Here is a 23,385-nt window from a genome sequence, read left to right as displayed (position 1 = left end):
GAATTATTGATGGGGGAAGTATTCGTCAGTCCCGCAGGGCTGGGTAGCTTGACCAGATTCCGCCGGCGCGACCCCTGCGCTGCTCGGCGGTGTGGAGTGTGACGCCGAGTGTGTCGGCGACGATGGAGGCCGGCAATTGGCGGGCGAGGAGGTCCAGTTGGGTCTCTCGAGCGTGGCGAGAGTGGATGCCGTTGTCGGTGAGGCGGAGTCGTGCGTATGCGGCGCTGAGGTGCTGGCCAGGCATGATTCCCTCGAACAGCCATCTCGAGGTGCCGGTCGCAAACCCCCGCCGCGCGGGGGCCGCAAGATGCTGCCGCACCAAGTCGGCGACGGGCTCGGGGAGTTGTACGGGGGTGGGTCCGAAAGCGACCATCAGGCTGTTCCCGCGGGTCTGCAGGTCGTCTCGGGTGAGGCGAACGGAATGATCGAGCGGTTGCGCGTAGATGAGGGCGAAGAGTCCGATGATGCGGACGGGAAGCTCGACAGTATCGGTGCGGAGAAGCTGGTGAGTGTCTTCCCAAAGCTCACCCTCGCTGTATGTCGAGGGCGCTGCGCGGACGGGTTGGGAATGGGTTACCAGGTCATCGGCAAGGTGTGACCGTGCGGCCCAGCCGATGAATTGATTAATGGTGACGCGCGCCTTCACGCGCGCCATGTAGTAGTCGAGGGTGGACTGGTCGAGATCCGTGAGGGCCAGGTCCTGCTCACTGACCCAATCGAGGAACCTCGCCCTGACTAGTGTTGCGCTGCGCTGCGTGGTGAAGACGCCGGTGGTGATGTCGACGCCCTGGTCTCGATAGCGGCGGTGCAGTTGCGGTAGCACTTCCCATCGGTGGAACCGGCGGAGCACTGGAGCGTGCTTGGTCGGGAGTTGCGCGGCGGCGGTGTCGACGAAGATGTTGAGCTCGTGGAGGAGTACGGGGATCGGTGGGAGTGTGCCGGCATCAATGAGGAGTCGCCGGAAGTAGCGGGTACGTGGTCCGGGCTCTAGCTGGTCGATGGTCAAGTGAGAGATTGGCAGCGTGTTGGTGGCCATTCCGCGCAGGGTCCGAGCGATCGGTTCGCGCCGTAGCCAGCGAACGATCGAGCGTGGATCCATCGGTGCGGCGGTGAGGTAGGAACGCAAGAGCGCGAGCGGCGGCAGGGTGGAACCGTGATTGTCGAGGAGTTCCTGGAGGCGTTGGTCTAGGCGGCAGTGACCGCAGTGTGTGCCGGTGAGGAATTGTTCGCTGCCGCGGCTACGGCAGGCGAATCGGCGGGGTTGACCAGCGCAGCTTGCGCAAGTGATCTGTCCCTTGTCGTCGATGAAGGCAAGGACCCGAATCTCGGTGCAGGACGGGCAAGGCTTCGGGTTGCGACGGAGTGAGCTGTAGCAGGTGTTGCAGATCTGTCCGCCGAGGAGCAGGTAGCGGCCGGTCGCTGTCTGCCCGCAGCGGGTGCACGTGTGTGGCGTGGCGGGCATGGTCAGCGGTTTGGTGTGTCGGGGCGATGGAGCCGGGCGCGGACGGGTGGGAGATCTCCGATGGAGATGTCGCGTCGGCTTCCCTGCCCGCCCGCTTCGGCTTGGGTGCTCGTGTGCTGGGCCTTGACGGTGATGAGTTCGCTGGGTCCGCAGTCGAAAATCTGGCAGAGGGCGGCGAGCACCTCGATGTTCAGCCGCTCTGGGGTTCGGGTGACCAGGCGGAAGACTTGCTCTCGCGAGAGTTGGACGTCGTGATCTCGAAGGGGCTGGATGAGGTCGGTGGTTTGGAACATGCCGGCGTCGGCCATGAGGGCGCGGAGGTTCCAGCGCACGGGACTGTTCTGATTAGCGGCCATCGGTATCTCCGTAGATGTGTGAGAGGGCGCGGGCAAGTGCGCGGTTCTTGAAGTCGTCGCCGACCGAGGTGTAGATCGCGGTGGTGGATGCGTAGGCGTGGCCGACTTGGTCTTGGACGAATTTCTCGCTATAGCCCCACTCGATCAGGTTGGTCACGTAGGTGTGCCGCAGAGCGTGTGGGGTGAGTTCGCTGGGGAGTCCGATTTGATCGCGGAGGTCCGCGAATCGCATGTTTAGGTAGCGGGTGCTGACCCTGGTATGCCGCTCCGTGGGCCATAGGGCATCGGTGTGCCATTCGTTGAGAAGTCGGGGACGAGCGAGATCGACCCATTGCGTCAGCCCGTCAACGACCCACCCGGTTTCCGGGACGGTCAGGACGGTGCGCCGCTTCGGACCGGTCCCCCGCGTGCCTTTACCGTGCCGGACGTAAAGTGCGCCGTAGCTACCGAACTGCGGTGCGCCCGGATTGGACCGTAGGTCGGCGATGTCGAGCCCGACCGTCTCAGCGCGGCGCAGCCCGAATGCGTAGATGGTCTTGAAAAGCTGCGAGTCCCTGAGCGCGTTGAGTGCGCCCTTCCGTCGGGTGCGGACGATTGCGTCCACGCGGCTGTCGGCGGCGTCGAAGAACTGTTCCAGTTCGTCCGTCGTCAGAGCCCGCCTGGCCGGGCGTCCTTCGAAGTCGAGCAGGTGCGCGATGGTGTTCCAATCGTGGCAGATCTGCTGAGGCACGGCTCCGAACCTGTTCGAGCACTCTGCTGGCCAGCCGTAGCGGGTGTCGGTGACGAACTCGCAGAACAATCGGATGGTCAGTTGGTAGCTGCGAACGGTGGACCGTGTCAGTGGAGCGGCGCCAGACCTAGCCTGGGTCGTAAAGTCTTCCAAATCGCCCGGTCTCCACCGCCACGGGTAGTCCTCACAGAACGACTGAAATCGGCGGATGAACTGTTGCCGCCGCTCAATCGTGGTCGGCTGTAGTCCACGGCTGGTCTGCTGGTCACCCCATCGCGCCACCATCGCATTGAAGACGAACCGTTCTTCGTCCAGCGCCACCACATTCGTCGCGAGGGCGATAAGTGAGGGCGGATGCATGGTTTTGTGTGGCACACCTATATGTTGCAGCTAACGCATCATCGTTGCAATAGATTGGACGCCGCTATTTGAGGAACGAGAGCGCCGGACCTGCGACGAGAGCTTGTGGCCGATTGTCCAACAGGTCATTGGACAATCGGCCGCTGCGCAAGCGGATCGTCATACGAAACATCAAGCAAAGGTTTGGTGAACGCCCGCTTTGCGCACGTCGCATTCGGGCGGAATACCAGACACGGAACCGCGGTTGATACCCTAGGGGGGTATGGTATCCGAGATGAACGGTTACGACGCGAGCAAAGACGATCTGCAGCAGCGACTTCGACGTATCGAGGGGCAGGTGCGCGGGATCGCGCGGATGGTCGATGAAGACAAGTACTGCATTGACATCCTCACGCAGGTGTCCGCGGCGACGCGGGCGTTGGAGACGGTTGCACTGTCACTGCTGGGCGATCATCTTCGTCACTGTGTCGCGGAGGCCAGCGCTGAAGGCGGCCAAGTTGCGGCCGAGAAAATTCGAGAAGCCAACGACGCGATCGCGCGTCTGGTCCGTTCCTGACAAACACCATCTATCACCTTGGAGGACACTATGACTGACCGCATCGACCTCGGCCTGAAAGACGCCGTTACCGCTGGTTGCGCGTGTTGCGCTGCGCCTGCTTCCACCGCTACCGAGATCCCTGCCGCTGGGAACGCCGCGGTGACGGAGGAGATCCTGGTGTCGGGGATGACGTGCTCGCACTGTGTGTCCAGCGTTACTGAGGAACTGTCGGGCATCGACGGTGTGCAGAACGTGACCGTGGACCTGCACGCCGGCGGCACATCCCGCGTCACCATTCACAGCACCAGCGCGCTTGACCCCGCACAGGTGAAAGCAGCCGTTGACGAGGCCGGGTACGCCCTGGCTGACAGCCCGGTCTAAACACTTCGCACGCACGCAACGAAGGAGGCTCTGATGAGCCAGCACGATCACAGCCCGCACCCCACGGACCACAGCAGACGCGCTGCCGCGACCGCCACGGAGCACGACCACGCGGCGATGGGCCATGCCGGTCACAGCGACGAGCGGGCACCGGCTGCGGGACACTCCGCGCACGGTCACGCCGACCATGGCGGGCATGCCGGTCACGGCGACCACGTAGCCCGGTTCCGAAGGCTGTTCTGGATCATGCTGGTTCTCGCGGTTCCGGTGATCGGGTTCTCGACGATGTTCTCGATGATCATCGGCTACCCCCTGCCGGACGCCGCATGGGTGGGGTGGGTGTCCCCGGTTCTCGGCACGGTCATGTATGTGTGGGGTGGCGCCCCGTTCCTCACGGGTGCCGTCAGCGAGCTCCGCGCCCGTAAGCCGGGGATGATGCTGCTGATCGCCCTGGCGATCACGGTGGCGTTCGTCGCGTCCTGGGGTGCGAGTCTCGGGCTACTGGATCACGAGCTGGACTTCTGGTGGGAGTTAGCGCTGCTGATCGTCATCATGCTGCTCGGGCACTGGATAGAGATGCGCTCCCTAGCCCAGACCACCTCCGCGCTGGACTCTCTCGCTGCGCTCCTGCCGGACGAGGCGGAGAAGGTTGACGGTGACACCACCGTGACTGTCGCCCCAGCTGATCTGCTGGTGGGGGATGTGGTGGTCGTTCGCCCCGGTGGGCGGGTGCCCGCGGATGGTCGGATCGTGCAGGGTTCGGCGAGCATGGACGAGTCCATGATCACTGGCGAGTCCCGCCCGGTGCGCCGCTCCGATGGAGATCAGGTGATCGCCGGGACAGTCGCCACCGATTCCGGTGTGCGGGTGGAAGTCACTGCGGTCGGTGCGGATACCGCCCTCGCCGGCATTCAGAAGCTGGTCACCGACGCGCAGAATTCGTCCTCGCGTGCGCAGCGGCTCGCGGACCGCGCCGCCGGGTGGCTGTTCTGGTTCGCTCTGGGTGCGGCCGCGATCACCGCGATTGTCTGGACCCTGCTGGGCTTTCCGGACGATGCCGTGGTTCGCACGATCACGGTGCTGGTGATCGCCTGCCCGCACGCGCTGGGGTTGGCGATCCCGCTGGTGGTGTCGATCGCCACCGAGCGGGCGGCGCGCGCCGGGGTGCTGGTGAAGGACCGGTTGGCGTTGGAGAGTATGCGCACCGTCGATGCGGTCTTGTTCGACAAGACCGGCACCCTCACCAAGGGCACCCCCGCCGTCACCGCCATCAACCCGACTGGCGGTATCGACGCCGACGAGCTGCTCGCTCTCGCCGCCGCTGCGGAAGCGGACTCCGAACACCCCCTCGCCCGGGCGATCGTAAACGCGGCGAAGCAAAAGCAGCTCACCGTGCCGGGCTCAACCGACTTCGAGTCCTCGCCGGCGGTTGGCGTGCGGGCGCTGGTGGGCGGGCGGACCGTGCAGGTGGGTGGCCCGTACTTGCTCGAGCAAGAGCGCGCGAGCGAGTTGCCTGTTGCTGACGAGTGGCGTGCCGAGGGTGCGATCATTTTGCACGTCCTCGTTGACGGGACGGTTGCGGGTGCGCTGCGGCTCGCTGATGAGATCCGCCCGGAGTCGCGTGCCGCGGTCGCCGCGTTGCGGGAGCGGGGTGTGCAGGTGGTGATGATCACCGGTGATGCCGAAGCGGTTGCAGCGTCCGTGGCCGGCGAGCTCGGCATCGACCGGTTCTTCGCCGGGGTCCGCCCGGAGGACAAGGCCTCGAAGGTGAAGCAGCTGCAGAGCGAAGGTCGGAAGGTCGCGATGGTCGGCGACGGTGTGAACGATGCCCCCGCCCTCGCCCAGGCCGACGTCGGGATCGCGATCGGCGCCGGCACCGATGTCGCGATCGCCTCCGCCGGTGTCATTCTCGCCAGCGACGACCCCCGGTCAGTGGTGTCGGTGATCGAACTGTCCCGGGCCAGCTACCGGAAGATGAAGCAGAACCTTTGGTGGGCAGCCGGCTACAACCTCCTCTCCGTACCGCTGGCCGCCGGGGTGCTCGCCCCGATCGGGTTCGTGCTGCCCATGTCGGTGGGCGCGATACTGATGTCACTGTCCACGATCGTGGTCGCCCTCAACGCGCAGCTGCTGCGACGCCTGGACCTTAGCCCGGACGCGATTATCGGTCGCCGCTGACCGAGGTGACGTACCGTAGAAAGGAGAGGGAGGTGACATGTCGCTGATCGCACTCACCGAGCACCTGCGTGCCGGCCGCTCGATGGCCCGCACGCTGCTGCTGCTGATTGCTCTGACCGGCGCTGTCATCATCGGCCTGCTGGCCATGCACTCCCTCAACACCCACGCCACCGCCGAATCTGGTCACCACACCACGATGACCAAAGACGCGGCCGGGGTTAGCGTGACGGGAGACGCCCACGCCGCCACCACCGTGTCGGCTGAGGAGTCGTGCGCTGACTGCGGCACGAGCCATTCCGGCATGCTCGCGATGGCGTGCGTGCTCGCGCTGCTGGCCACTGTGCTGCTTGTGGCACGCGCCCGCGGCGGGCAGCAATGGTTGGCGCTTCTTCCTCGCCCTGGGCCGGCTGCCCTTCCGCCTCCTGGTGGCCCCGGCCTGCACCCGCCCTCTCTGACAGTTCTCTGCATTAGCCGTACGTGATGCGGTGGAGCCCGCGGCAACTTTGCCGGGCTCCTCTGCCATACGCCTGGTCGACCCGACCAGCGTCCTTTCACGTACCCCTTTTGGAGAACCCTGATGAAAATTCGTACCGCGGCGACCGCCGCACTGGCCCTGGCCACCGCCCTCACTCTCGCTGGCTGCGCGGGCAGCAGCGGGTCCGGCACCGAGTCCATGCCAGGAATGGACCACGGCAGCAGCTCTTCACCGTCCGCAGGGATGGCGGACTTCAACGACGCGGATGTGATGTTCGCGCAGATGATGATCCCGCACCACCAGCAAGCCGTCGAGATGGCCGACATGATCCTCGGCAAAGACGGCATCGACGAGAGCGTCCTCACCCTGGCCGAAGAGATCAAAGCTGCCCAGCAGCCCGAGATCGAGCAGCTGCAGGGATGGCTGGAAGAGTGGGGCGCGGACAGCGACACTGACTCCATGGACGGCATGGACCACGGCGGCGGCATGATGAGCGACGAGGACATGCAATCCCTCGACGCTGCGACCGGCGCTGACGCGTCCCGGCTGTTCCTCGAGCAGATGACGATGCACCACGAAGGTGCCATCACAATGGCGCAAGACGAAGTCGACAACGGCCAGAACGCAGATGCCGTCGCGTTGGCGCAGACGATCGTCGAGACGCAGACCGCGGAGATCGCCACCATGCAGGAGTTGCTCGCACAGCTCTGACCGCACCCTCGGTGAGGGGCGCCCATCGCGGGTGTCCCTCACCCCGGACTCGAAAGGGTGCGTATGCGCATTCACCTGCGCGCGACAGCAAGCCTTGTCGCGCTTTTCACTCTGTCTCTCACCGGCTGCACTGCGCCCGCGCCGCCTTCCACCGGCACCGACCATGCAGACGTGAAGCCCCACGTGCACGCCATCGTGCCCGCCCCCGGCGGCGACGGGTTTCTACTCGGCACGCACGACGGCCTCTACACCGCCACCGCGGAGGGTCAGCTCGGTGCCCGCGTCGGACGGGATGATCTGGACGCGATGGGTCTCACCGCGGTCGGTGGGGAGCTCATCGCCTCCGGCCACCCCGGTGCTCGCACCCCCACGGAGCTGGGCGAAGGCAATCTGGGCATCATCCGCAGCCCAGACGGCGGCGTCACCTGGGAGCCGGTCGCGTTCACCGGCGAGAAGGACTTCCACGCACTGGCGGCCGGACCTGACGGGACCCTTTATGGGCAGGCGACGGATAACAACGTGCTGCTGACGAGCACGGACCTCGGCACCACCTGGACTCCTACCGGCGCCGGTCTCCTCGTGTTCGGTCTTGCCGTCGACGCGACGGGGCGCATCGTGGCCAGCACGCAGCAAGGACCGCAGGCCAGTACGGACGGGGGCAGATCGTTCGTTCCGCTGCCCGATGCGCCCACCTTGTACCCGATCGCTTCCTCCCCTGACAACCAGCGACTGATCGGCGTCGACAACGACGGCACCATTTGGATCAGCACTGCCGGCGCGACCCAATGGGTGAACGTCGGAACCGTACATCGAGCCGCGCAGGCAATCACCGTCACCGATACCGGCGACATCCTCGTCGTCGACGACAGCGGACTCACCCTGCTGCCCGGATAACACCCCACCCGAAAGACTCCACCATTGCGTACCCCCACACCCACCATCGCCCAGACCGGCACGGCCTCACAGCCCGAACCCTTCTTGACGCGACGCCAAGCCCGCGTTCGAACCCAGACATCCACCGAAACGCGTGCGACCATGCACCTGCGCCCCGATGAGTGGCCGGTAGACCCGTTCGATGACGCGGCACGCCTGTTTTCCTTCACACCGAAAGCGCCTACCGAACCCGAGCCGCCCGCATCTGCACCGCCGTCCAAACTCAGCCAGCAGCCGGCCGGAACCCGGAAGGGCGCCGCGCACTCTCGCACCCGGGCCGTGTTCTTCTCCGCACACGTGTTGGGGCTCGTGGCCCTGATGACCGTCGGGATGACCGTCGACGCCGAAGCGCTCCCCCACGAACACGTCACCCCGACGAGCATCACCGATGACGGCGTACCCGGCGGAGACATCCAGGCGTACGTCACACCCGCCCAGACGCAACCGAGCCCCGTCGTCAGTCGCGACGGCTACTCCACAGCCACCCTCGTGGATCTTGCCGGAACAGTCGGGATCACCAACTATTCCAGCGCGGTGTTCACCAACAATCCGGACTGCGCGGTGCAATGGCCCTACGCAGTCGGCGTGCCGATGACCTACGGGTTCGGGATGCGTGACGGTCGACTCCATCAGGGCACCGATTTCGTCCCCGGCGCTGGCGCCCACATTCAAGCAATCGCCGACGGAATTGTCAGCATCGCCACAGACAACGGCGGCGCGTACGGAGTCACCATCGTCATCGACCACCTTGTCGACGGTCAACTTGTCTCCAGCCGCTACGCCCACATGGAGTACGACTCACGACAAGTCGAGGTTGGTGACACCGTCAGCGTCGGCCAATACATCGGACGCACCGGCGACACCGGCCGATCGTTCGGCGCACACCTGCACTTCGAGATACTCCGCGATGGCACCACCGCCACCGATCCGCTGCCCTGGCTGCAGACCTACGCTGCGTGCTAGCGGCGGTCGTGAATTAGACACGGGTGCACCGAACCGGTAACCACGGAACCAGTCGAAGGGTCGCTGTGAACACTGTCAGACGATCGACGTTGCGTTAGTTCCGGATAATGCCCGGTTTCTCATTGAGGGCGAACCTGCCGCACATACCGGTGAATGTATCAGCCCGCAGTCGCGCCCTCCAGGCTCGGCAAGCTGTGGAAAGTCACAGCGAGGGGCCCTAAGTCTTCGCTGCCCTTCCGGTGATGGGTGCCGTCCCTCCGATCCGCCCCTCCCTCGACGACTCCTGGTTCACGACCGAGCCCCCTGCACACCCTCGGCTTCGACGGCGCCACGCCTCATCACGCGTAGGCGCGGTGCACGTGCCAGTCGTCCTCGGCGCGGTACACGTCGAACACAATGCTCTCCCCCGCCGGGTCGGTGGCCTGGAACCGCCACCCGTAGAGCCCGTGGTGGTGCTCCAATGGCACTGACCACACCGACTCTCGCAGCCGGGTGGGGGTGTCCGTGACGCGCCAGCGGCGGCCGTTGTAGATCATCCGGGCGGGGATGTCGTTGACCAGCTTCATAGCGTTGTCTCGGGCGCCGTCGTCGTGCTCATAGCGTGAGAAATTAGTACACACGTTCGAATACGGCTAGTCTGGGCCTTCGCGAGAGGAGGCTCAGCATCGGCACCTCGAAGCGCTATGCGCACTATATCGACACGCTGATGGATCAGCGCATCGTGGAGCGGGTAGCAGCGACGGCGGGTCCGCTGCAGTCGCTTAGTCGCGATGAGCTCGAGCTAAATACGGAACCGATCACGCGCGATCCCAATCGAAACCGGCGCGGGCCTCATTACTCATCCCCCCTGGTCGCGCTCGTAGGCCGACACAGCGCTGCGAGCCGACGCCAATGCCGATGTCTCGATCCCCCCAAGCGCCTCGCCGCGTGTGAACGGTTTTCTGGCCGGCCGCGCATATATGAGTTATGACCAATTACAACGACAACAGCCCAGAACACTTCCATCAGATGATGCTTCCCGCGGCGGCTCGCATCCGTGGCATCGACCACTTCGTCAAGCACGGCGGCACGGACCGTCCGAGCCCCGTGCCCGGTACCCCGGCCGATGAGATCCTCTACGCGTTGATCGCAGTCGGAGCGGACTTCGCGAAGGATCACTCTGCAGACCTCGATTTCTTGCAGGAGATGCTTCCTCCGGTCTACAGCGGCCGGTACACCGAGTCCTTCCAGGGCGAGTTCAGGACCGCCCTGGCTGAGGTCACGAAGCGACTGGAGCAGCGCTGGGAGGGACCCCGCTGCATCGCTCACGAGCTCGCACTTGCCATCATCCTGGAGTACGCCCTCGGCGTCGCCGGGAGCTGGGAGATCCCGCTCGGTGAGGAATTCTTCGATGACCTGTTCGTCTACCTCGTCGGCAACGGCGATTACAAGCAGCTCTACTTCGGAACCCTCGCGGCGGTGGAAGGTGGCATCTACGACACTCCCAGGAACTACCGCTTCGACCTCTGGTTCGTACCGTACAACTGAGACCCACGGACGAGCCCGGACACCCTCGCTACCTCGCCAGCGCGGTGTCCGGGCACTTGCGCACTCGGCCGACTCGAACTTATCGGGCGACGCACCTGCGGTCCTGCCAAGAATGAACTTCGGGTTAAATCGTCACGGCATATGCGGAGCGTTCTATCGCCCATGGCCCTCCGGACCAAGTTCTCATCCACCAAGCAGACCGTTCCGCTGGCCGTGAAAACCGTCAACAACGGACCCGAGACGCCGGTCGACGGCCGAGCCGTCAACGACGATCACACGAGTCAGGGGCGGCCTTCTCACAGAGCGCTGAGTCTCCGCGTCGGATTCGCACTCGCCGCTCTGCAACCGGCGGGAGCCCAGCTGCACCACGCACTCACGGGCCACCACCCACGCCTAGGCTTTCTCGATAAGCGGCGGCCGCGTCGCAGCGACACCACCTGCGAAGTGACCCGCCGTGACCACCAGACAGCCGACCTGGTTCTTGGACGAGCGCACGTCTCGGCCGGGAGAACACCGACGCAGAGCACGTCGCCCATTACGACGAGAAGGAAGACGCCGGCGCCGCTGCCGAGGTCGAGTGGCTGAGCACGGTTCCCCCGGAACGCAAGGGCACCGTAATCGATCTGGGAGCGGGAACGGGGCAATTCGCGCTCCTCGCCGCTCAACGATGGTCGAACGTGTTCGCCGTCGACCCTTCGCCCGTGATGCTGAGCGCATTGCGCCGCAAGGTCGCCGCGACGGGTGCGCCGGTCACGGTCGCGGAGGGCGGCTACCTCACCTTCGAGTGTCCGGCGGGCAGCGCGGACCTCGTGTACTCTCGGTACGCCCTGCATCACCTCCCCGACTTCTGGAAGGCGCTGGCGCTCGACCGGATGCGGCGCATGCTGCGGACCGGCGGGACCCCGCGTCTGGGATGTGGTCTACAACTTTCCCGTCTCCGACGCAGTCGAACGCATCGAGCATTGGTGCTCCACCGGGTACTCCGACGAGGACGGCGGCTGGACGCGAGCCGACCTCGAGGAGCACGTCACCGACGAGCACTCAACGTTCACATGGCTCCTGGAACCGATGTTTTCCCAGGCCGGCTTCTCTATCGAGCGGGCCGAGTATGACGACGACGGGATCTTCGCGAAGTACCTCCTCCGCGCGGCGCAGGCGCGGAGGCGTCCGTTGCTGGATCCTCTATCGAAAATGCGCTGGCCCGTCGAGGATCGCTTAGCGGGCGCCGCACCTACTCCCCCTACGGTCGGCTGGCCCTGCCTGCGCTTGCGGGACCGAATCGCGGACCGGGCAGAATCTGATGCGGGCGTCGCGGTTCCAAACGCCTACGCGGGACCGCCGCCGAATGGCCGCCCAGGTGACTCCATCCGGATCCGGTCGTCACGACGAATCAGGGATGCCCGCGAGGATCTGCTCGCGTTCCTCGTTCGTGAGAACCCCCTGGAATACGGTGTTGCCGCGCATCATGCGGCTGTCATCGTCTTCGCCGAGGAAAACCCGGCGGAGGCCATCGAAGTCGTAGTTGCGGAGAAGAGATTCCCAACGGTCGATGGCGTCCCGTGCTCCCCCGTTAGCGAGGTCCCGCTTGCGAGGTACGTTCTGCAGAGCGCGCACGACGACGAACACGGGTTCCAGGCGAAGTCGCTCATCGAGCTCCCGATGAAGGGCGAGCGAGACGACGTCGCCACGGGCTGTCCTCGCCATGAGAGAGATCCTATTCGAGTGTATCGAGCGCAGTCGTTCGAGTAGCTCCTCCGGATTCGTGGCGCTCGCTTCCACGCCGGACGCACGGAGAATCTCCTTCAAGCTGCTCAGCCCTCCGAGGGTATCGAAGCCACGCTCGACGGCTCCGGGAAGGTTCCCTCATTCATTGCCAGGGCAAGAGGCAATAGGCGAACTCCGCGGGTGGTACCGCCATGCGGCTGACAGCCGCTCATTTCCAGGGTTGACGAGGCAAGTCGCGAAGCGGCAGTGCGTAGATGTCGTCGGCATCGAGGAATCTGGATCTCAGCAACGCGGCGGCGATTATTTGATGATCGTGTGCCCGGAGCTCCAAGACTGTGCGCGCCAACAGGTATCCGGCTTCGATGTACCCGATGTGTATGACGTCGATGTCGCCTGCTTGACGTTCGAGCAGCTCGATTGTGTACGCGCGACCGTTTGCTCGCCACCAGTCTTGGTCTTCCGGTTCTTGGTCTGGATCGTCGACGAGTTCCTCAAATTCGTGCCGTGCGCCTCCCCGTCTCACCTCGTCGAGCCGGAGCTTGAGGCGCGCGCTGTCTGCCTTGCGCTCCTCCATCGGCGTCGGGCTGTACCGGTCTTCGACGACCGGGCCCGCCATACAGATGGCCGCGTAGTCGAGTCCGTCTATTTCGAACGCCGTGTCGCGACTCTTCGTCAGTCCTCTGCCGTCGTCGCTCAACTCAGTCGAGTGAATCGGGTAGCCCAGCTCTAGGTAGAGAACGACATGCGCCGCTTCGTGTTCTGCTCCGACTGCCAGATTGTCCACGACGTGATGCTACCTGCGGGAAGCGGGCCACTCGCTTACGACCCCTCAGCCACCGTTGTCGGGCAGCGTCAAGATCGAAGACAACAACGGAGAGCGGCGCAGAAGCCGCTGACACAGGCGCCGCCCGCGATCCCGTGGGTCTCGTTCCTGGATGTGACCGCTGAGCTCGGGCTGGGTCTCCGTCTGACCCGGCCGACGAGCGGTGCCTACTCAGCGCGACGCAGCGGGGATGTCAGCAGAAGACGCTCATCAATGGCGGTCAACCAACTGCGCGCGTCTGTGAACGGCCCGCAGAACGTGTCGACAATAGAAGACACCGCGAAGCTGCCGTCCACAGTCACTCGGAAGTCAGGCAAAAGGGACCTCGGCCCGCCCAGGTTGACGGCCCTCATGGCGAGCACGAGGGGGGAGTCGCTGGGTACGTCAGCCAGCGCCTTGTAGATCGTTCGGAATAGCAGCATCGTCTCCGCGCCCGTTGCGGACAGGTCGTCCAGCGAGAACCCCACCCTGCTTGCCCACGCGGCAACAGTGCTTCCCGGGTTCTCGCTGTAGAGATCCTTGATGGACAGGATGAGGTTGCCCTCGTCCGTCGACCGGTTCGAGTCGTCACCGAAGTATCGCTCCCAGGAACGGGTGCCATCCGAGGCAACAGAAGAAATGGCCGATGTGGGGAAGAGATCATGGAGTGGCATCGTGCTGCTTTCGTTGTGATGGTTGCGAGAGGCTGGGCCGTGCACCTCCCCTATGCGCGGTCTCCGACTTGCAGTGCTACCGGATCGTGGCAAGACCTTCTTCGCGAGCCCCGTCCTGCTCGGGCATCCATGAAACGTCCGGCGCACGACAGGGCTCACGCGCTCCGCCGCGACTAGCTCCCTGGGCAGACCTGCGCGAGCGGTTCGTCTCAACCCGCTAGACGGGGGCCACGCGGGTCAGCGCCACTTGTCGCACGCGGCCACACAGGAGTCACGTCTTGTCGGACGCGGTATCGGGATTTTCGGGGGTGACCTTGTACCAGGGGGCGAGCCCGTCAAGCACGTGGCGAACGTCAGGGGCGAGGTCAGAGCGCTTCGCGTAGCTGTTCTCCGTAACACCGGTCTCGCGGTGGCCCAACGTCTTAGCGGCCGCCTCAAGACTCTCCTCGTTCGAGATCGCGGTCGCAACCGAGCGGCGAAGTGCTCGAGGCACCATTTCCACGCTGACGGTAGGCACTAGGTCAGACGTCGTTGACCACTTCCGCACCGCTCGCAGCGACCGTTGAAGGTCCTGCTGTCCAGAGACGCGGCCCGTCTTGGTATGGAAGACGAACGGGCTTCCCATCGTGTTCTCCGTCGCCCGCCGCCGCAGAGTCTGCACCAGGAAGTCGGGGATGGGAACTGTCCGCTGCCCGGCCTCCGTCTTGGTGTGCGGTTGGTAGAACTTCGGGCCGCCCTTCTCCTGGACTGTCCCCCGGATGCTCACTGTCGGCACGTCGGCCTCGAGACGGACGTCTACCCAGTGCAGGCCAAGCGCCTCCCCCAACCGAGCGGATGTTCCCAGAACCACCTCGATGAGATCTTCCAGGTCTCGACTCGGCTCGGGCCCCATGCGGTTCGGCCGCTCTCGGTAAGCAACGGCGACGTCGAAGAAGTCGCGGAGCTCGAGGGGACCAGGTACGAACTTGTTCACGGGCTTGCGTGGCATCACGCCGCGGAAGTCGCGAGCAGGGTTGGAGGACACCAGACCCTTTTGCCTCGCAGTATCAAAGACCTTCCTTAGCTCGTTCTGGGCATTACGCGCTTCGGAGGGCGCCTTCAATGCGATGGAGAAGTAGAAGTCCGAGACGTCTTGGACCGTGACCGTCGTTGCAACGACTGAGCCGATTCGCGACGGCATGATCTTGTTCCTGATGATGCGAGTTTCGTTGCCGCGGGTTCCGCGGTTGATGTGGTGCCCCTGGGCCATGCGGATGTTGTCGATGAATTCCATGTGGGCGAGATGAATCTCGCAGAGCTGGCTCACGGTGACGGCGCTCGCCGAGCGTCCGGTCCGCCTCACCGTGAGGTCGTCCCCCGACCGGTCCGGGCCTTGGGCGATCTCCAGTGAACGCTGGCGGAGGTCGGCGAGGAGGTTTCGCAAGGCTTCCGCTCGCGTGCCCCCACGCCGCCTGACTGCACTGCCCCTGCCGTCGGCGTCTGTGAACCAGGCACGCGCCTGCCAGGTGGTCTCATCGAGTTGCTTCGCGTGAAGCTCCCCCCACTCACCGGGTGACTGCTTTGGACGCGCCATCACGCGGCCTTCTGGATCGACCAGGCCGTCAGCGCGGACTTGGGAAAGCGGAGGTGCTTCCCTACGAGTACCGCGGGCGGTCCGTAGCCGTCCTTGCGCCAACCGTAGAGGGTGTTCTTGGAAACGCTGAGGTAGGTCGCGGTCTCTTCCGGCGTGAGTAGGTCGGGGAGCATCTCAGCGACCCGAAGGGACATGCCTGCGTCCCTGGCCGCGTTCTCGTACACCTCTTGCTTCGCAGTTTCAGACGAGCCGTCAGCGTGAGTCTGCTCTTCAAGCAAAATCAGGGCGAGCTGCTTCCAGCCCGCGGCGGTGGATGAATCGGACGGTGTGTTCTTCTTATCGGTCATGCAAGCTCTATGCGCGGCACTCCACAGAACGACGACCATCGGTTCCACAACGCGATCAGGCATCCAGAGAAGACAGAGTTTAGAGAGGAAGCCCGCCCCCGATGGACCCTGCCCGCCCCGAACTCCGGCGCCCCGCGCCGACTACCCGTGGACAGCCCGTAATGGTCGACTGAACAGGACGCTTGCACCGAGATCGCCACGCTCTGCCGGATCCAAGCTCGTTGTGCGGGGTGGATGGCGCTCCAGGCTGCAGCAGGTATTGGACGACAGGGCCACCCGTCGAAAGCCAAAAGGGACTCGTCGTAGCAGCGCGGGATCGAGAACCTTCTCTGCGCGTGACGAACAGATCGTGCACCGCCGCAAGAGGTCAGGCCGTCGGTCTGACTTCGGCAGCGAACAACGCGTCCGCGACCGCCACCGCGACGTCGTTTATCGGTTCTCCACTACGGGCCACGGTGCGAACAGCCGCGGCCTACAGGCCCCCATCTTGATGTGCCAAACGTAGAAACGGCAGACAGGCGACGACTTTCCGACCGCGCCGCGCATATGAAGAGCATGACAACGAACGAACCGACCCCACCCCACCGAATCTCAGACCACCCCCGCGTCACGGCTATGGAGATCATCGACGCCGGACAGGACTTCCACGGCATCGACTTCCTCGTCCGCCCATGCGAAGCCAATGAATGCGACCCTCCGTTCCCCGATGAACTCGGCGCCCTCGTTGCCGGTCTACTCGTCTTAGGCGCCGACGCGGCGGCCGACGAGGTCACGGATCCATCTGTTCCCGAATGCCTCCCAGAGATGTACACGAGCCGATACACCACGAAGTTTCGATTGCGGTTCGCCACCGCATTTGCCGAAATGTCGGAGCAGCTCCGCATTGGCTACTCGGGTCCGAGGTGCGTTGCGCACCTCCTCATCCTCGGCTTCATTGTCGAGCGGGCCGTCGAGGTCGCGGAATACTGGGACGTCCCGATTCCTGAGGATCTGGGTGAGACCCTGAAGTACCTGCTCATCGGAGAGCTGGAGTACGAGCAGCTCTATGAAGGCGTCGTCCCGCCGCGCTCGATTGGACCTGAGGGTCCCGAGATCAACTACACATTCGACCACTGGTTCACACCGTTCGCGTGAGTCGCCGCTTGGAAGCCTGCACTCTGAAGCGACCCCGACCCCCGCCGCCCGGCCGAACCGGCCGGAGTTCGGTCTGTCCGGGCGCAGCGCTCAGAGGGAGCCTTAAGCGTCTGGAGCAGGGACACCCAGGGACATCTTTTCACCGAAGGAGGTGCCATATTCTGGTCTCAAAACTGACACAAGAACCGATGTTGTCAGTAATCAAGACCTAACTAACAGCGACCAACAACGAAAAACCCCCGGTAACCGGGGGTAATCGTGGACCTGAGGGGACTCGAACCCCTGACCCCCTGCATGCCATGCAGGTGCGCTACCAGCTGCGCCACAGGCCCTCACGCTGCCTCAAAAGGCAACCCCCCTAGACTACTACATCCTGAGCGATGCCTCGAACCAGGGAGCGCGTCCCGTCATTCCTGAGACGCGGGCGCCGGCAGATCGATGGGAACCACCGGGCAGTCCTTCCAGAGGCGCTCAAGGCCGTAGAAGACGCGCTCCTGCTCGTGGAAGACGTGCACGACGAGATCGCCGAAGTCCAGCAGCACCCACCGCGACTCCTGGCGGCCCTCCCTGCGCAGACGCTTGTGTCCCGCTTCGAGAAGGTCCTCCTCGATGGCGTCGGCGATGGCCGCGACGTTGCGCTCGTTGCGTCCGGTGACCATGAGGAAGACGTCGACGAGCGGCAGCGGCTCGGAGACGTCGAGAGCGACCAAATCCTCGCCGCTCTTGGCGTCGGCGGCGCGCGCCGCGATCTGCAGCATCTCGCGAGAGTTGTCGGTGGCGACCATTTAGAAGATTCCTGTCGTGAAAGCGAGGACGAGAAGTCCGGCAACGGTGACGAGCAACGCGCCGGCGGTGATCGTCAGCGCGATGAGCAGCCTGCCGCCCTTCTCAGGGGCGGGGGGCCGGATGATCTCGTCCGAGTTGCGCACCTGACTGATGGCGGCGCTGGCGGCGATCGGGGTGGGTGAGGATGCTGCGGGCAGCTCTCCGTCGACGAGGACGGCGTCAGCATCCTTCCCGTCGTGCAGCCCCGGCGCGTGCCCGACGGAGCCGAGCCCTTCGGGGAGGTCGAAGGTGCCGGTGATGAGCACTTCGCCGGTGGCCGTCACCGGCGCTACCAGGGGTGCCGCAGCGGGGGTCTGAGAGAGGATCAGCGCGTTCGGCGTCGACGACGAAACCCCCGCCGATCCGGTTCGGGTGATGAGCTGATCGAACGAAGGAGGCAGTTCCACGACGGGCGTCTCCCCGGCGAGAAGGCCCGACCCGAAGTGGGGGTTCACCACGGCGGTGGGTTCGTCGCTCCCGTCGCCGGCCGGACGGACGAGCCCGGGGACATCGGCGATCACCGCGTCGGACTCGGCTTCGCCTGTCGGCGCGGCCGCAGAATCCGGCTCGTCTGCCGGTGCCGTCGCATCGGCGTCCTGGGACGCCGAGGGAGCCGCGTCGGGCGCGATGATGGGAACCGACGCGGTGCGGATCCGCTCCACCTCGCGCGCTTGACGACGGGTCAGGGGCGTGACGGCGAGATCGGCGAACGATCCGGGGGCGACCGGCTCCTCCCCCACGGCCGACGGCGGAACGGCGACGGGCTCGGCCGACTCCGCAGATCGCTCGGCGCTGATCCCCGGCTCGGGCTCGGCACTGATCTCCGACTCGGTATGCGTCTCCGGCTCGGCGTGCGTCTCCGGCTCGGCGTGCGTCTCCGGCTCGGCGTGCGTCTCCGGCTCGGCGTGCGTCTCGGGCTCGGTCGACGTTCCCGACTCGTGCTGCGGTTCGGGATCGGTCGCATCGGATTCGGTGGACCCCGGGGTCGTGTCGACCGCATCGTCGTCGTGAGCGTTCTGCTGCGCGTCCCTCTCACGCTGTGCCGCAGCCGCGGCGCGATCGTCGGCCTCACTCAGGAAGGCTTCGTTCTTGGCGATGTCTTCGGGGGTGAGGACGGGAGTGGCGCCCGTGTTGCGGATCTCTCGCAGCCGCCGACGGGTCAGCGGAGGCGTGTCGGGCTGATCGGGTGTGCTCATGCCTTGCTCCGATAGAGGTGATGCTTCTCGATGTACTGGACGACGCCGTCGGGGACGAGATACCAGACCGGATTGCCCCTGCGGACGCGGTCTCGGCAGTCGGTCGACGAGATCGCGAGGGCGGGGATCTCGAGCTGGCTCACGTTGTCTCGCGGCAGGCCGTCCGTGCTGAGCACGTGACCTGGGCGTGAAACGGCGACGAAGTGGGCGAGGCCCCACAACTCATCATGGTCCCTCCACCCGAGAATCTGCGCCACGGCATCCGCACCCGTGATGAAGAACAGGTCTGCACCGGGGCGCTGAGCCTTGATGTCGCGCAGGGTATCGATCGTGTAGGTGAAGCCGTCCCGGTCGATATCGACCCGGCTGACGGTGAACTGGGGGTTCGACGCCGTCGCGATCACCGTCATCAGGTAGCGGTCTTCGCTGGGCGAGACCTCCTGCTTCTGCCACGGGCGCCCCGTAGGCACGAAGACGACCTCGTCGAGATCGAACGACTGCGCGACCTCGCTCGCCGCGACGAGGTGGCCATGGTGGATCGGGTCGAACGTTCCACCCATGACCCCGATCCGCGGGGCTCGCGTCGTCGTCATGCAGTGAGCCTCAGTGGCCGTGCCCCTCGGGAGTCGGCGTTCCGTGCTTGCGCGCGTAGGCGTCGGCCTTGTGCGCATGACGGTTGGCCACGTTGCGGTACGAGAGCGTGACGAGTCCGAGGAGGGTGAAGACGGCGAGGGCCACGGCGCCGTACCAGAACGTCTCGAGGGCGACGTTGCCGTGGTGTTCGGCTTCTTCAGCGGCGAAGGCGATCAGCGTGGCGATGGTCATCGAGGCTCCGTTCGGGTTCGCGCGGCGGCGACGCGCATGTACGAGTTTAGGCCGTCAGGCACGGGTCTGTCCGTCACCGCGCGCCAGCCACTTCGTGCTGGTGAGTTCGGCGAGACCCATCGGACCCCGCGCGTGCAGCTTCTGGGTCGAGATGCCCACCTCTGCGCCGAATCCGAACTCTCCGCCGTCGGTGAACCGCGTCGACGCATTCACCATCACGACGGCCGAATCCACCTCCGCGAGAAACCGCTCGGCGCTGGACGCGTCATCGGTGATGATCGACTCGGTGTGGTGGGTGGAGTAGCGGCGGATGTGGGCCAGCGCATCGTCGAGGTCGTCGACGACGCGCACGGCGAGGTCGAGGCTGAGGTACTCGCGCGCCCAGTCGTCTTCGGTGGCGGCGACGACGGAGGCGTCGTAGGCCGAGGTCTGCTCGTCACCGTGCACGGTGACGCCCGACTCCTTGAGTGCGGACAGCATTCCGGGAAGCACACGGGGAGCGGCATCGCGGTGCACCAGCACCGTCTCGACGGCATTGCAGACACTCGGGCGCTGGGCCTTGGCGTTCACGACGATGTCGCGCGCCCAGTCGGCACGTGCGGACGCGTCGACGACGACGTGCACGACACCTGCCCCCGTCTCGATGACGGGTACGAGCGACTCGGTGACGACCGTCTCGATCAGCTGAGCGCTTCCGCGCGGCACCAGCACGTCGACGAGTCCACGGGCGCGCATGAGCTCTCGGGCTCCGTCGCGACCGAATTCGTCGACGGTCTGAATGGCCTCCGGGTCGATGCCCCGGGTCTCGAGCGCCGCGCGCATACTCGCCACGAGCGCCGCGTTCGACCTCTCCGCGGCGCTTCCGCCGCGCAGCACGACGGCATTGCCGGAGCGCAGCGCGAGTGCCGTGATGTCGACGGTGACGTTCGGCCGCGCTTCGTAGATCGAGCCGACGACACCGAACGGCACCGACACCTTCGTGAGCCTCAGCCCGTTCGGCAGCACGCGCTCGTCGAGCACGCGCCCCACAGGATCGGGCAGTTCGCCGATGTCGCGCACGGCGGCCGAGAGCGCCGCGACACGGCTGTCGTCCAGACGCAGGCGGTCGAGCAGCGCGTCGCCGATGCCGTTCGCCCGGCCACGCTCGAGGTCCTCCGCGTTCGCCGAGACGATCTCGCGCGTGTCCGTGTCGAGCTGCGCGGCGATCGCGCGCAGCGTAGCGGTCTTCTCCTCGGAGGTCAGCAGTCCGATCGTGCGCGCGGAGTCTTTCGCACGCAGCATCCGGTCGTGCGCCGAGACGGTGAGAGCGGTCATCAGCCCAGCCTATCGGCGGCGCCCACCGTACCGACGGGCCCCGTCAGCATGGGTGCCGCGTCGGGATTCGGGGCGAACCACGTGCCGATCTCTTCGCCGCCGAGAGCCTCGGCGACGAGGTCGGCACTGGTCACCAGCACCCCGACTCCGGATGCTGCGGCCAGCCGAGCGGCTGAGACCTTGGTGGCTGCTCCCCCGGTGCCGACGCTGTTGACGACGACCGTGCCGAACTCGAAACCCGAGAGGTCGTCACCGAACTCGACGTGGGTGATGGGCCGAGCTCCCGGTTCGCCGGGAGGGCGCGTGTAGAGGCAGGCGATGTCGCTGAGGAGCACGAGCCCGTCCGCGCCGATGAGCTGCGCCACGAGCGCCGCGAGGCGATCGTTGTCGCCGAAGCGGATCTCGTGCGTCGCGACCGTGTCGTTCTCGTTGACGATCGGCAGGATGCGCAGACCCAGGAGCCGCTCCATGGCGCGTCGCGCGTTCGACCGGTGCGTCGCGTTCTCGAGATCGCCGGCTGTCAGGAGCACCTGACCGGCGAGGAGTCCGTGTCGGTCGAGGGCCGTCTGGTAGCGCCACATGAGCACGTTCTGCCCGACCGCCGCGGCAGCCTGCTGCGTTGCGAGATCGTTCGGACGACCGGCGAGATCGAGCAGCGGCAGCGCGGTGGCGATGGCACCGGAGGAGACCAGGACGATCTCCGTCCCCCGGGCCGACGCGGCGGCGAGAGCGTCGACGATCGTATCGATGCGGTGTGCACCCTCGCCGCCGATCGACGACGAGCCCACCTTCACCACGACGCGCTGAGCTCCGGGGAGGTCTGCGCGGGTCTGCGCCGTCATTGCTCGGTGATCTCCTCGGCGTGGCGCGCCTTGCGCTCGACCTCGTCTTCGGCGCGAGCGGCCGCCTTGGCGTCCATCCGCTCCTTGTAGCGCTCGCGACGCTGATCCGTGGTGCGACGGGGGTTCAGGTCGAGGCGCGGATCGGTTCCTCGAGGAGCGGTCATGAGCTCGGCAGGCGACGACATCGTGGGGTGCCAGTCGAACACCACGGCGTCGTCCTCGCCGATGACGACGGTGGCCCCGGGTGTCGCGCCCACCTTGTACAGCTCGGTCTCGACGCCCAGTTTCTCGAGGCGATCGGCAAGGTAGCCGACGGCTTCCTCGTTCTGGAAGTCGGTCTGCTGCATCCACCGAACCGGCTTCTCGCCCAGCACACGGAAGATCGGACCGTAGGTTCCGCCCTCGACCCGCACGGTGAAAGCCTTCTCCGAACCGGTGGGTCGGATGACGATCCTCTCGGGCGCCGGCGCGGCGGCGAGCTCGGCGCGGTGCTTCTCGACGACCTCGCCGAGGGCGAACGTGAGTTCGCGGAGTCCGGCACGGCTCACGGTCGAGATCTCGAACACGCGGAAACCACGCGCTTCGATCTCGGGACGCACGAGATCGGCCAGGTCTTTGCCCTCCGGGACGTCGACCTTGTTCAGCGCGACGAGCTGGGGCCGCTCGATGAGGGGCACCTGCCCTTCGGGAACCGGGTACGCCGCGAGCTCGGCCAGGATGATGTCGAGGTCGGTCAGGGGGTCGCGACCGGGCTCGAGCGTGGCGCAATCGAGGACGTGTACGAGAGCCGTGCAGCGCTCGACGTGGCGGAGGAACTCGAGTCCGAGGCCTCGCCCCTCACTGGCGCCCTCGATGAGCCCGGGCACATCGGCGATCGTGAAGCGCACCTCGCCGGCCTGCACCACGCCGAGGTTGGGATGCAGCGTCGTGAACGGATAGTCGGCGATCTTCGGCCGCGCCGCAGAGACGGCGGCGACGAGACTCGATTTGCCTGCCGAGGGGAAGCCGACCAGGGCGATGTCGGCCACGGTCTTGAGCTCGAGGTTGAGGTCGCCCTCCCAGCCGGGCGTGCCGAGGAGAGCGAACCCGGGCGCCTTGCGCTTGGGGTTGGCCAGGGTCGCGTTGCCGAGGCCGCCGATACCGCCCTGCGCGGCGATGAACCGCATGCCCGGGGTGATCATGTCGACGATGGTCTCGCCCGCGGCGTCCTTGACCACGGTGCCGACGGGAACATTGAGCTCAACGGGTTCGCCGGCCGCCCCGGAGCGGTGGTCGCCCATGCCGAACCCGCCGTTACCGGCGGACCGGTGCGGCGAGTGGTGGTACGACAGCAGCGTGGTGGTCTGCGGGTCGGCGATGAGGACGACGTCGCCGCCGTGCCCGCCGTTGCCGCCGTCGGGTCCGGCCAGCGGCTTGAACTTCTCGCGCTTGACCGAGACGCAGCCGTTACCCCCGCGCCCCGCACGAAGGTGCAGTGTGACGCGGTCTACGAACGTGACCATGCGTGTTCCTTT

25 protein-coding genes, 1 tRNA gene and 1 pseudogene are annotated in these 23,385 nt (G+C 65.8%); 11 read left to right on the top strand and 16 right to left on the bottom strand.

The window, feature by feature from the left end; genetic code table 11:
- Positions 1-25 precede the first annotated feature (25 nt).
- The 3 genes from DEU34_RS06705 to DEU34_RS06695 are packed head-to-tail and all read right to left on the bottom strand — an operon-like array spanning position 26 to position 2,923.
- Positions 26-1,462 (bottom strand): hypothetical protein, encoded by a 1,437-nt coding sequence (locus DEU34_RS06705; RefSeq protein ID WP_147424010.1) that lies wholly within the window; start codon positions 1,460-1,462, stop codon positions 26-28.
- Positions 1,463-1,464: 2 nt separating this feature from the next.
- On the bottom strand, positions 1,465-1,794 hold the full coding sequence (locus tag DEU34_RS06700; protein ID WP_259460054.1) for a helix-turn-helix transcriptional regulator: 330 nt from the start codon (positions 1,792-1,794) through the stop codon (positions 1,465-1,467).
- Positions 1,795-1,807: 13 nt separating this feature from the next.
- The gene (locus DEU34_RS06695; RefSeq protein WP_259460053.1) at positions 1,808-2,923 is read right to left on the bottom strand and encodes a tyrosine-type recombinase/integrase; all 1,116 of its coding nucleotides are present in this window, start codon (positions 2,921-2,923) and stop codon (positions 1,808-1,810) included.
- A gap of 259 nt (positions 2,924-3,182) precedes the next feature.
- On the opposite strand from DEU34_RS06695, the gene DEU34_RS06690 reads away from it, so the two are divergent.
- The 7 genes from DEU34_RS06690 to DEU34_RS06660 all read left to right on the top strand — a co-directional run bounded on the left by DEU34_RS06690 (position 3,183) and on the right by DEU34_RS06660 (position 9,087).
- On the top strand, positions 3,183-3,464 hold the full coding sequence (locus DEU34_RS06690; RefSeq protein WP_121149770.1) for a metal-sensitive transcriptional regulator: 282 nt from the start codon (positions 3,183-3,185) through the stop codon (positions 3,462-3,464).
- Positions 3,465-3,494: 30 nt separating this feature from the next.
- On the top strand, positions 3,495-3,827 hold the full coding sequence (locus DEU34_RS06685) for a heavy-metal-associated domain-containing protein (RefSeq protein ID WP_121149339.1): 333 nt from the start codon (positions 3,495-3,497) through the stop codon (positions 3,825-3,827).
- 33 nt (positions 3,828-3,860) lie between these two features.
- Positions 3,861-6,005, top strand: a complete 2,145-nt coding sequence (locus tag DEU34_RS06680; protein WP_396652104.1) for a heavy metal translocating P-type ATPase — start codon at positions 3,861-3,863, stop codon at positions 6,003-6,005.
- A gap of 37 nt (positions 6,006-6,042) precedes the next feature.
- A complete protein-coding gene (locus tag DEU34_RS06675; RefSeq protein WP_121149338.1) occupies positions 6,043-6,486 on the top strand; it encodes a DUF6153 family protein in 444 nt (147 codons plus the stop codon).
- Between the two features lie 96 nt (positions 6,487-6,582).
- Positions 6,583-7,191, top strand: a complete 609-nt coding sequence (locus DEU34_RS06670) for a DUF305 domain-containing protein (RefSeq protein ID WP_121149337.1) — start codon at positions 6,583-6,585, stop codon at positions 7,189-7,191.
- Positions 7,192-7,254: 63 nt separating this feature from the next.
- Complete coding sequence (locus DEU34_RS06665) at positions 7,255-8,085, top strand: F510_1955 family glycosylhydrolase (RefSeq protein ID WP_259460052.1); 831 nt, start codon at positions 7,255-7,257, stop codon at positions 8,083-8,085.
- 141 nt (positions 8,086-8,226) lie between these two features.
- The gene (locus DEU34_RS06660) at positions 8,227-9,087 is read left to right on the top strand and encodes a M23 family metallopeptidase (protein WP_121149336.1); all 861 of its coding nucleotides are present in this window, start codon (positions 8,227-8,229) and stop codon (positions 9,085-9,087) included.
- A gap of 338 nt (positions 9,088-9,425) precedes the next feature.
- Here DEU34_RS06660 and DEU34_RS06655 read toward each other — a convergent pair whose 3' ends face one another.
- The gene (locus DEU34_RS06655) at positions 9,426-9,653 is read right to left on the bottom strand and encodes a hypothetical protein (protein ID WP_121149335.1); all 228 of its coding nucleotides are present in this window, start codon (positions 9,651-9,653) and stop codon (positions 9,426-9,428) included.
- A 400-nt stretch (positions 9,654-10,053) separates the two neighbouring features.
- On the opposite strand from DEU34_RS06655, the gene DEU34_RS06650 reads away from it, so the two are divergent.
- From DEU34_RS06650 to DEU34_RS16430, 3 genes and pseudogenes are all read left to right on the top strand, one after another.
- The gene (locus DEU34_RS06650; protein ID WP_147424009.1) at positions 10,054-10,614 is read left to right on the top strand and encodes a hypothetical protein; all 561 of its coding nucleotides are present in this window, start codon (positions 10,054-10,056) and stop codon (positions 10,612-10,614) included.
- A 569-nt stretch (positions 10,615-11,183) separates the two neighbouring features.
- Positions 11,184-11,504 (top strand): annotated as a pseudogene (locus DEU34_RS16435) (class I SAM-dependent methyltransferase); the annotation flags it as partial.
- 25 nt (positions 11,505-11,529) lie between these two features.
- Positions 11,530-12,363, top strand: a complete 834-nt coding sequence (locus DEU34_RS16430) for a hypothetical protein (RefSeq protein ID WP_259460051.1) — start codon at positions 11,530-11,532, stop codon at positions 12,361-12,363.
- Between the two features lie 184 nt (positions 12,364-12,547).
- Here the strand turns inward: DEU34_RS16430 and DEU34_RS06635 are convergent, their stop codons facing one another.
- From DEU34_RS06635 to DEU34_RS16370, 4 genes are all read right to left on the bottom strand, one after another.
- Entirely contained in the window at positions 12,548-13,123 is a 576-nt protein-coding gene (locus DEU34_RS06635; protein ID WP_121149331.1) for a hypothetical protein, read from the bottom strand.
- Positions 13,124-13,329: 206 nt separating this feature from the next.
- A complete protein-coding gene (locus DEU34_RS06630; RefSeq protein WP_121149330.1) occupies positions 13,330-13,815 on the bottom strand; it encodes a hypothetical protein in 486 nt (161 codons plus the stop codon).
- A 271-nt stretch (positions 13,816-14,086) separates the two neighbouring features.
- Positions 14,087-15,238, bottom strand: a complete 1,152-nt coding sequence (locus DEU34_RS06625) for a tyrosine-type recombinase/integrase (protein WP_183042374.1) — start codon at positions 15,236-15,238, stop codon at positions 14,087-14,089.
- 149 nt (positions 15,239-15,387) lie between these two features.
- Entirely contained in the window at positions 15,388-15,735 is a 348-nt protein-coding gene (locus tag DEU34_RS16370; protein WP_220659926.1) for a helix-turn-helix domain-containing protein, read from the bottom strand.
- Between the two features lie 615 nt (positions 15,736-16,350).
- Here DEU34_RS16370 and DEU34_RS06615 point away from each other — a divergent pair.
- On the top strand, positions 16,351-16,869 hold the full coding sequence (locus tag DEU34_RS06615) for a hypothetical protein (protein WP_121149328.1): 519 nt from the start codon (positions 16,351-16,353) through the stop codon (positions 16,867-16,869).
- 259 nt (positions 16,870-17,128) lie between these two features.
- Here DEU34_RS06615 and DEU34_RS06610 read toward each other — a convergent pair.
- From DEU34_RS06610 to obgE, 8 genes are all read right to left on the bottom strand, one after another.
- Positions 17,129-17,201, bottom strand: a tRNA-Ala gene (locus tag DEU34_RS06610).
- A 75-nt stretch (positions 17,202-17,276) separates the two neighbouring features.
- On the bottom strand, positions 17,277-17,654 hold the full coding sequence (rsfS, locus tag DEU34_RS06605) for a ribosome silencing factor (protein ID WP_121149327.1): 378 nt from the start codon (positions 17,652-17,654) through the stop codon (positions 17,277-17,279).
- Entirely contained in the window at positions 17,655-18,890 is a 1,236-nt protein-coding gene (locus DEU34_RS16425; RefSeq protein WP_259460050.1) for a hypothetical protein, read from the bottom strand. It lies immediately after the preceding gene.
- The gene (gene nadD / locus DEU34_RS06595) at positions 18,887-19,483 is read right to left on the bottom strand and encodes a nicotinate-nucleotide adenylyltransferase (protein ID WP_121149326.1); all 597 of its coding nucleotides are present in this window, start codon (positions 19,481-19,483) and stop codon (positions 18,887-18,889) included. The genes DEU34_RS16425 and nadD overlap by 4 nt, the downstream gene beginning before the upstream one ends.
- 10 nt (positions 19,484-19,493) lie before the next feature.
- Positions 19,494-19,715, bottom strand: a complete 222-nt coding sequence (locus tag DEU34_RS06590; RefSeq protein ID WP_121149325.1) for a hypothetical protein — start codon at positions 19,713-19,715, stop codon at positions 19,494-19,496.
- Positions 19,716-19,769: 54 nt separating this feature from the next.
- Positions 19,770-21,029, bottom strand: coding sequence for a glutamate-5-semialdehyde dehydrogenase (locus tag DEU34_RS06585; protein ID WP_121149324.1), 1,260 nt, complete (start codon positions 21,027-21,029; stop codon positions 19,770-19,772).
- On the bottom strand, positions 21,029-21,871 hold the full coding sequence (proB, locus tag DEU34_RS06580; RefSeq protein WP_121149323.1) for a glutamate 5-kinase: 843 nt from the start codon (positions 21,869-21,871) through the stop codon (positions 21,029-21,031). The genes DEU34_RS06585 and proB overlap by 1 nt, the downstream gene beginning before the upstream one ends.
- On the bottom strand, positions 21,868-23,373 hold the full coding sequence (gene obgE, locus DEU34_RS06575; RefSeq protein ID WP_121149322.1) for a GTPase ObgE: 1,506 nt from the start codon (positions 23,371-23,373) through the stop codon (positions 21,868-21,870). The genes proB and obgE overlap by 4 nt, the downstream gene beginning before the upstream one ends.
- Positions 23,374-23,385 lie beyond the last annotated feature (12 nt).

The organism is Microbacterium sp. AG1240 (assembly GCF_003635115.1).
In the GTDB taxonomy this organism is placed as follows: Bacteria; Actinomycetota; Actinomycetes; order Actinomycetales; family Microbacteriaceae; genus Microbacterium.
Note: the sequence above shows the minus strand (reverse complement) of the source record. Positions and strands in the feature narration are given on the sequence as shown.